The 6,920-nt window shown below is 41.8% G+C and carries 7 protein-coding genes and 1 riboswitch; all 7 genes read right to left on the bottom strand.

Annotation, left to right across the window (positions count from 1 at the left end; translation table 11 throughout):
- Window positions 1-61: 61 nt before the first annotated feature.
- Window positions 62-682, bottom strand: coding sequence for a cobalt transporter CbiM (gene cbiM / locus A3761_RS09750; protein WP_068510544.1), 621 nt, complete (start codon window positions 680-682; stop codon window positions 62-64).
- An 11-nt stretch (window positions 683-693) separates the two neighbouring features.
- Window positions 694-1,518 (bottom strand): DUF4198 domain-containing protein, encoded by an 825-nt coding sequence (locus A3761_RS09745; protein ID WP_231872158.1) that lies wholly within the window; start codon window positions 1,516-1,518, stop codon window positions 694-696.
- Window positions 1,519-1,617: 99 nt separating this feature from the next.
- Window positions 1,618-1,866, bottom strand: a riboswitch (cobalamin riboswitch).
- A gap of 907 nt (window positions 1,867-2,773) precedes the next feature.
- Window positions 2,774-3,997: a tyrosine-type recombinase/integrase gene (locus tag A3761_RS09740; protein ID WP_068510546.1), complete on the bottom strand. Its 1,224-nt coding sequence runs from the start codon at window positions 3,995-3,997 to the stop codon at window positions 2,774-2,776.
- Between the two features lie 98 nt (window positions 3,998-4,095).
- On the bottom strand, window positions 4,096-4,512 hold the full coding sequence (locus A3761_RS09735; protein ID WP_068510548.1) for a type II toxin-antitoxin system HigA family antitoxin: 417 nt from the start codon (window positions 4,510-4,512) through the stop codon (window positions 4,096-4,098).
- Between the two features lie 41 nt (window positions 4,513-4,553).
- Window positions 4,554-4,823, bottom strand: coding sequence for a type II toxin-antitoxin system HigB family toxin (locus A3761_RS09730; RefSeq protein ID WP_068552752.1), 270 nt, complete (start codon window positions 4,821-4,823; stop codon window positions 4,554-4,556).
- A gap of 356 nt (window positions 4,824-5,179) precedes the next feature.
- Window positions 5,180-6,327, bottom strand: a protein-coding gene (locus tag A3761_RS09725; protein WP_156491780.1) for an IS3 family transposase whose coding sequence is annotated in 2 segments (ribosomal slippage) — window positions 5,180-6,084 and window positions 6,084-6,327 — 1,149 coding nt in all. Because the reading frame shifts where the segments join, the coding sequence is not laid out codon by codon here.
- Between the two features lie 60 nt (window positions 6,328-6,387).
- On the bottom strand, window positions 6,388-6,705 hold the full coding sequence (locus tag A3761_RS09715) for a hypothetical protein (RefSeq protein ID WP_068510553.1): 318 nt from the start codon (window positions 6,703-6,705) through the stop codon (window positions 6,388-6,390).
- Window positions 6,706-6,920: the final 215 nt, after the last annotated feature.

Here is a 6,920-nt window from a genome sequence, read left to right as displayed (position 1 = left end):
GCCCAGTACGTTATGCGCGACACTCTGCGAACTGACGAAAACAAGGAAGAGCAAACAAAGATTACGTATCATCCCAATCCTCCGATATACGCAGGAGCTCAGGTTTAACTTGTCGAATCAGCAAGACAGCCGCGCCGGTAACAAAACCTTCTAGGATCATAATCGGTATATGCGCCAATACGGTCGCTTGAGCCGCGAGCACAAACGCCTCTCCAGATAATGCCAGGGAGCCCGCAACTAACAATGTAGTTAGTAGAATCGCACCGGCGCCACCAATCGCGCCCCATATCGCAGCTAAATTTGTGTTCGGAGCAGAGATCCCTCTATGACATACGTAGTACATCAGCACAGCCGGTAGTGCGATATTAAATGTATTGACACCGAGGACAACGAAGCCGCCAAAGCCAAAGAAAACAGCTTGCAACAGCAAGGCAACAAGCAACGCGGGAAAAGCCGCCCAGCCAAGTGCCAGGCCAATCAAGCCGTTTAAAATAAGATGAACACTAGAAAAACCAAGTGGGAGATGGATATATGAGGCAACGAAAAACGCAGCCGATAGTACGCCGACTTGAGGTAAGTGGTCGTAATCGAGCTTCTTTAACCCGATCGCCACCCCCACTACACTAAGTACAACACCAGCTGCTAGAACCGGCGCCGCAAGCGCACCATCAACTATATGCACGTTGGCACCCTCTACTTAAGTTCATGGGCTTGCACCCAAATGACAGCGTCTTGAGACAGCTCTTTACCTTTAAATTTCTTTTGTGGCCCTACGCCCAGCGCAGCAAAACCCCATTGACCCGCCTTCGGTATCGCAAACGTGAATGTTCCGCTAGCATCGGCATAAATTGTCATCGTAATAAATGCTTCTGCAGGAACTTGAATCGTGGGATCACTAGAGAACGCATTCTTTGACATTTCAGGTAAATAGTTGATGTATTCAACTTCGATTTCCGCAAAAGGTACGGGCTTTCCGTGACTTCGCACAATGCCAGTGAAGCTTCCGCCCTCATAGATCGCGTAGGGTTTCGTAAGGGGCACGATTTCAGCTGGCAAGTTTAAGTCACTTTCCCAATCGCTTGGCAGGCTGCCTACATTGATAATGGTTTTTGCGAACTGTTGGATAAAAACATCTTCGCTTTTCTCCAAATATGGCGCCATTTCGAAGACAAAGATATTATCGCCTAAGCCTTTCAGCTTAACTGAAGACTCGTAAGAAATGCCCGTATTCTCGGCACTGGCCCAGTTACTTTCTACCAGCTTTGTGCTCAGATCTTTCTTCTTGCCTTTTTTGATGTGATAGAACGCAAGCGGCTTATCAACAGCCATCACATAACCATTGGCTGCTGGGTGGGTAAAGGGCATTCTCAATTCCACTATGCCGCCTTTGCTTCTTAATAGGTCAGGGGTATAGATCATTTGAAAATGTGCATTCGCAGTCGATGCAATCGTTAGCCATAAGCTAATTGCAACAACCCATTTGGTTAATAAGAGTAATGACTTACTATGAATTTTCAATAACTTGCTCCGCCTAGAAATAAGTATCAGCCGGAGTCGAGAAGGGAAAAAGTAATAGGATCGGAAGACATTATTACCTGATGAAGCCCTCCGCAACACCTGTATAACAGATCATCAGGTTGGTATCCGGACTCATCAGCTAGGCGCTAAACGCACCTAATCACTTCACCTTCCCACAAGTTTTAAAAGGAGCAAAACCTTTTAATTCACCTGCAGTGGTATACGAAGCGATATAACCAATTTACCGTTGCGGGGGGCAGTGTCGGGTTCATAGTTAAACTCACCGACTTCCCAAATTGAAAAACAGTTCAAAGAACGATGTTTTTCACTCATGTCGTTAAACATGACCTAAGATCAAGCGCGAACTGTACTCATTAAGAATTGGTCTGTCAATTGAAAACCTTGTCTTGAAGTGAAGATGTCTAGTTTCGGGACTCCTTAAAATTTAGTGCTTTTCAGTCAGGTTTGACATAAGTGCCAATACCTCAAACTGATACAAACTACTCACTAATTCGCTTTAGAGGTGTGCTTTGTAACATTTCCGGAGCAGACAAAAGGTAGAGCTTTGTGCTCAAAGCCTGCATTCAGTCAGAGCTGAAGTCGGCTGTTTTATCCTCATTTGAAAAATGTCCTCTGAACGTCTTACTTAGGGACAAAGTGCTAGTTTGAAAATTTCTGCTTCCTCATCATTGCAGGCGCAGACGATTACTATACGAAACGCTGCTTTTTGAAGAAAGGAAAAGAAATTCCCTACCCTGACTTTTGTCTAAATAGTCTATTAAACACAACGGATGAATACTTAAGATTCACAAANTTCAGTCAACCCCTTGCCCGATATATAAAAGTCATTTACAAACAATGTCAACCAAATCTAAAGGACTGGTTTTCCAATAAAAGGTGATGTAGGCATTTAAGAATAATAAAGATTGGCTATGTCAACGAAGATAATATCCTTTCCCTCTTGTGATTCTTAGTAATTAAATTGACTTTATAACGACTAACAAAACGAGGATGAATTAATGTCGCCCAAATTAGTATTTTAGTTGAATTTAAGTGAAACAAATCAAACTGAAGGTAGTTTCGATAAAAGTTTAGTACTTTAGTTGGAGGTATTCATCTAAGTGATTGAATCTTGATTCATGGAGTTTAGTAATTTAGTTGAACGTGCAACTTGTTTTCGGGTGAAATGACCGGCAAATACAGACTAACCGATTGGTTTTATTAAGCTTTAGGCTTCAGAATTTTGGTTCCAAAATCAAACTTCTCGAGATTTTCCGCTCTCAGCGCGTTTTTTGGCGCTTGTTTGAACATAGACCGTGTCAGTGGTAGCCATACTTGAATGCCCCAGGTCTTCCGAAACATCCTTAAGGGCGCGGCCTCGTTCAATCTCCATGCTTGCGCCTGTATGACGCAGCCAGTGAGGTGAAACATCTTTGAAAATTTGCGCTGCTTTCTCTCCTGATCGAGACCTCATAGTCTCGTAGGTTTTATCGAGCACCTGATGGACAAGACGCGCTAGTTGTCTACCACTCATACCTCCAGCCCCACGAATTTTCTCCACAATTGGTTGCTTGTCCTGTCTACCAGGCAATGCAGGCAAGCCACGCCATAGCCGATAACGTTCTAAATAAGGCAGGAAGCTATCTGGGACAGAAATGTCGCGAATTTTCTTTCCTTTACCGTATATCTTGAGCCACCAGTTTTTCTTATCGTCTTGCCAAAAGTGGCTCATAACAGGTATCCAGTCGTCACGCTCAGCTAATTCAGAAATTCTCAAAAACATTGTTTTCATTGCAGCCAATAAAAAAATATTCCGCTCAAAGAGTGAGTCTTCGTCAGCCATTTTTTCAGCCGTAATTAGTAGTAAATCCCATTGTGCCTGGTCTAGCCGCTTTGTTTCTTTTACCTGTGCATCCTTAACTAATCGCTTACAGTCTTTTTTTGCAAGACCTGCCGGATTTCCTAATGCTATTTCGCTCTCCATTAAGTGTGTGTAGAAACCGCTTATAGCAGAAAACATGGCAAGTATAGATTGCTGTGAAGGCCTGTATTTCTTTTTATCAGCATCACTACCTTCGGCTATATATCTAAAAGGCCTCCAGCTTTTATTAAATTCGTACAGACCAGCAGACGGTACAAATTTATCCACATTGGCTAGACCTATCCAAGTTTGCGGTGGCTTAAAGAAGAACTCTGAATAATCAAGTAAGTCATTCTTTCTAAAATCGACAGCAGGCTTTTCTGCCACCAAAAAACTCCACAGCAAAAATTTTTCTATGTCAGAACGGAATCTAATGTAAGTATGCTCAGATTTGTTTCTGCCAAGGAAAATCAAATACTCTCGCGCCCAATCCCAGTGTTCACGGCACCACTTAGGGTTGTCGTTGAAAAACTGATCTAGCTGTGGGTAATCACGCCAGTCAAAGTCTTTAAGCTCGTTGTATGCTGGGAATAAAGGGATTGATCTTGGAGTTGCCATAGGACTTAACGCTTTATGAGTAAAGACTAGATTAACTCATACACTATGTCCAATAATAGATCTTATTGGACACTTTAAAGATTAACTGTACAGCCTGGTCAGAAAAATAACGACGGACTGATTTCGAAACGTCTTGAAAGTTTTTCAATATGCTCTTTAGTAAGTGACCTCTTCTCGCTACATATCATAGATACTGAACTTTTCGGGCCAATCTCATTTTTAAAATCTGACATAGTTAAGTTATGCTGATCCATCAGCAATCGCAACATGGATGCGCCTGCATCTTTAGACTCGATACTAGTGTTAAAATCATGAAACTCAGGGGCTTCTTCTTCATACGCATGAATTTTTGCCCACAAGACATCAATAAGAAGCAAGTTTGCATCATAGTCCTCAATAAGTTCATCCATAAGCAAAAGTGCCTCTTGATGATCTTCCTGTGAATGTATACCAGCGATAAATGGCATCTCACTCTGTAATTCATGCGCAAGCTGTGTAATGTGTTGTATGTTCATTTCAGCTCCTTTCTTCTATAACGGTTTGTGAGCCGATCATACTATTTATGGTCGACAATGTATTTTACGTAAACACGTTGATGGCGGAACTCAATGAATGCGATAAGTCTTAGGTTATTACCGCCTAAATCAACTACCCACCATTTATCTTTGTACTTAAAGTTATCTAGCGACGGCACTGCCTTTTTTAGTACGTGATGATCTTTAAACTTCCCACTCTTAAGTAGTCGATAAAAATCTTCTATCGCATTGGCATCGTTTGGGTATTTCTTGATAGCTTCAACGAATATACCTCTGGCAATAACATGCATAAAACTTCCATTAGTTCGCAATATGTGAACAGTGTAAGGCATATGGCTCTTGTTCGCAATATGTGAACCGGGGCCATTAATATTTTGTGTCTGCGCCCTACTCTTTTGGAAAACTAGAACATTGGCCTTGCGGGTAAACCGTTCATAGGATCCAAGAAAATTTTTCTCGATATCTTACATTACCTAAAAGAGGAAAACCGACATAACGCGAGCATCGCTTTCCATGCCTATTTGCCTGGCTTTTCTTATATTACAAAAGACCCGAAAGCCGACATAACACTTTGCTAAGTTGGCTGATCATTCTTTATTCGATATCCTTGTGTCATCAACACAAGGATTGAATCGACCAGCTTTAACTAAACACTTTTCTGTTTGAATTCTTCTAACTTTTCATAAGCCAGTGGAGGCATATTATTAGCTTCCCCATACTTACGTCTAGAGTTATAAAACATTTCAATGTAATCAAAAATATCTGCTCGTGCGTGCTCTCTTGTTGAGTAGATTTTCCTCTTTACTCTCTCACGCTTGAGAAGCTGAAAGAAGCTCTCCGCTACTGCGTTATCATGGCAATTTCCTCGCCGACTCATACTCGCTTTAAGGTTGTGAGCGCTTAGAAAGTCATTCCATTCGTAACCCGTAAACTGACTGCCTTGATCAGAGTGTATTAACACCTGGTTCCGCGGCTTTCTTCGCCACACTGCTGCAAGAAGAGCTTGAGTAACAAGCTCGGATTCCATTCTTGAGCTCATAGACCAACCAACTACGGCACGAGAATATAAGTCCAGTACCACAGCAAGATAGAGCCAACCTTCGTGAGTTCTGATATAAGTAATATCAGTCACCCAAGTTTGGTTTGGCATGGCTACAGAAAACTGGCGATCTAATACGTTGCTTGCGACGATTGCGGGTTTGCCGCCATAGTGGCCTCTATGCCTTCTGTAACCTACTTGAGCCCTGATTCCTTCCTGCTTCATCAATCGTGCAACGCGATGTTTGCAGCAGGTTTCACCTAAGTCACGCAGATCGCTCGTTACTTTCCGGTAGCCGTAAACACAACCACTTTCCAACCAAGAATGCTTGATAAGCCCTGTCAGTCGTTCATCTTCAATCTGGCGCTTTGACTTGGGCTGATTCAGCCAAGCATAAAAGCCACTCCGCTGAATAGAAAGCGTCTCACACATCAATTTGGCAGGGTAATTGTTGAGCCTTTTTTTTACGAACGCGTATTTTTCTTTGACTCGCCCGCGAAAAATACGGTTGCTTCCTTTAGGATGTCGCGTTCCATCGTGACACGCTTAAGCTCTTTTTCTAGCTGCTTAATTTTGTTTTCGTGGTCGAGTTGTTTTTTGTGTTCATCACTATCTGGACCATGCACTTTCATCCAGTTGTAGAGCGAACTGGCAGTTATACCAAGCCGTACAGAAACGCTAGAAACTGAATGGCCATGTTCGGTAACTTGCTTAACTGCTTGGATCTTAAATTCTTCGGTAAATCGCTGAGACATACTTTCTCCTTAATACACATAATTATAAAGCAATTAAGCGTCTAAAGAAGGCTGGTCGATTCAGATTGCTAATAAGCATAATACGATTGAACCTATTACCAAGTTTTGAATATGCCTTGTTTTGTGATTAAAACTATCGATGGCTTCGCTTATTTTCGAATCTGTCTCTTTACTAGTGACATCAATATCTTTGTTACTAGCAACTTTAAAAGCAAATAAAACAACTATAAAAAAGAACAATACTGGGAAGAAAATGCTTTTGAAAGATGGCTCAATATTAGCCCAATCAATTTGAAAAGCTGCGTATGCGAATACTGCGATACCAGACACAATAATGATTACGGCCGCCAATCTATTATTTACTTCCTTGTTCAGCAAAATTCAGATTACCTTTTACGTATAACGCTTTTATAAACGGCGCGCGTCTCTTTGCGCGTCCAGTGGAGCCCACGTGTTTGTGTGGGCGGAACGAGGTTTGATAAACTGGTTATACGTTTTTAGTTCTTTGTTCAATTTCTATTTTTACCTTTTTCAATTCTTTTTCAGTTAATGTACATTCAAAAGCATACTGGTCATTGTCGTTTGTATGAATA

The organism is Oleiphilus sp. HI0123 (assembly GCF_001635315.1).
This window is presented reverse-complemented; position numbering and strand designations above follow the sequence as displayed.